Source organism: Pseudoneobacillus rhizolycopersici (assembly GCF_054786815.1).
On the sequence record NZ_JBTOOE010000058.1, the window covers coordinates 1 to 2,017 of the forward strand.

1 protein-coding gene is annotated in these 2,017 nt (G+C 36.2%); it reads right to left on the reverse strand.

The window, feature by feature from the left end; translation table 11 throughout:
• Positions 1–500: 500 nt before the first annotated feature.
• Positions 501–1,346, reverse strand: coding sequence for a tyrosine-type recombinase/integrase (locus tag ACX9YW_RS22815; protein WP_460350994.1), 846 nt, complete (start codon positions 1,344–1,346; stop codon positions 501–503).
• Positions 1,347–2,017: the final 671 nt, after the last annotated feature.

The following is a 2,017-nucleotide window of genomic DNA, read 5'->3' on the forward strand; positions in this document are numbered from 1 at the left end:
ACTTCGTAGAAGTCAACTTCTATTTTAAAAAAGTTTTTCAATCGAAGTTACTATCCATTCATCATGTTAGCCGCTTTGTTTTAGCGACAAGATTTAATATAACACCTTGTTTCGCAGAAGTCAACTTCTATTTTTAAAAAATATTGACCCTTATCACAACATTTATAATGCTGTGTATCAGCAGCACGATTTAATATATCATCTCACTTCGCAGAAGTCAACTTGTAGATATAGCTTTTTTCAAACGAAAGAAAGAGCAACTTTCAGGAGCGGCTCTTTCTTTATTGGGTCACTTAATGTGGTTTTAAAACAACCTTTATACAACCATCTGTCTTCGTGGCGGAATGACCGACAAAGTGATTGCGACGGAATTTTTAATATCCACCAAGACGGGAATCCGCAATTTAGCCTTTGCCAGGGACAGCATTAAACTTAACAGTAATCAATAATAAAGAAAGGGATTCTTAATAAAAGAATCCCTTTTTACATTTAGTAACAACTCAACCTAGTGTGTCGTTAATAAAAGTTTTTCGAATGGCATCCTCCATTTCGAGCTGCTGCATTCGTGATTTGGCATATTTTTTTGTTACATTGATATCTCTATGGCCAGCTAGTTTTGAAACAATTTCAAGGCTAACGCCTTTGTCGACTAAATGCTGGCAAAAGGTGTGACGCAATTTATGTGGATGAACATTGTATTTTTTAAGCATATACTGAACGGATCTCTCGGTTAATCTTTCATCGGATCTCGAAACAAAGACAGCGTCTTCAATGGACATTGAGTTCAAGTAATTTTGCAAATGGTACTTCACTTCATCTGATAAAGGAATCGTTCGTTGTACGTCCTGCGTAGTTCGGACAATGAGCAAGTTTTGGTTAAAATCGATATCCGATTTGTTTAAGGCACATAATTCTGAAACCCGAATTCCAGTATGAAGGAGTGTGTACACAATCGCTATATTTCGCTTATTTCCATCTATCTTAACTTCCTTAAGCAATTGTTGACATTCAAGGCTAGTTAAGATTTCAATTTCTTCATTTTTAAGAACGGGAATAATTTTAATATCGACGATAATTTCTGGTTTTTTCAGGAATTTCGCAAAGGTTCTAATGGCACCGAGTATTTTATCATTCGTATTTGGACTCTTCCCTTGTTCCTCTAAATACGTGATATAACGCTGAATGTCTTTTTGCGAAATATCGTGGAGCTCAATTTGATATTGGCTAAGCCACGTCTGATACCTTTCTAGCTCTCGGAGGTATGTGTTAATCGTATTCAATGATTTTCCACTACTCTCAAGCCATTTGCTAAATTGATTAATGATTTCACTAGATGATTGTTGCAATGACATCACCCCACTAATCTACTATATTAATTTAATACTATATGAAAATCATCAAGAAGTAAACTTCTGCGAAAAAATATATCATACTAATTTTGGAATTGTTCAATTTTTAGGAATTTAGCCCTATGAGGGGTAAAAATGGAGTCGAGCGCGAACTGGATTAGTGTGTTCGGACAAGAAGAGGCTTAGAAAACCAAACTGGGTCCGAACATCCTTTGATTCGGACAGCTATTGGAGAAAATGATGAATACGAGTCCGAATTACCCCAAGTTCTAATTAAAATCTAATCGGCAGCAACGTTTTACTAAGTGATTACTACCCAAAAGAGCAAGTTTATAATTAACATCGGGATTTGATTGTCAAAATTCGGAGGATAGTGCATTGTTTGGCCTATTAAACACTAGATAAGATTTGAAAGGACATATTTACGATATGAGGGCCATCTTTCAGACCTTTGCGGGCACACGTTCCGTTATTCCCCATAAAAATGTCTTTTTTGCCTTAAAAATTGCTAATAACGGATTCTGTGTCCGCTAAATTCCAAAACATGGTCTATTTACACATAATAACGGACCGTATGTCCGACAAAATTCGCTTTATGGCAAACTTCTCATAAAAAAAAACAACCCTTCCGGGTTGTTTTCCATTTGCCTGGCGACGTCCTACTCTCA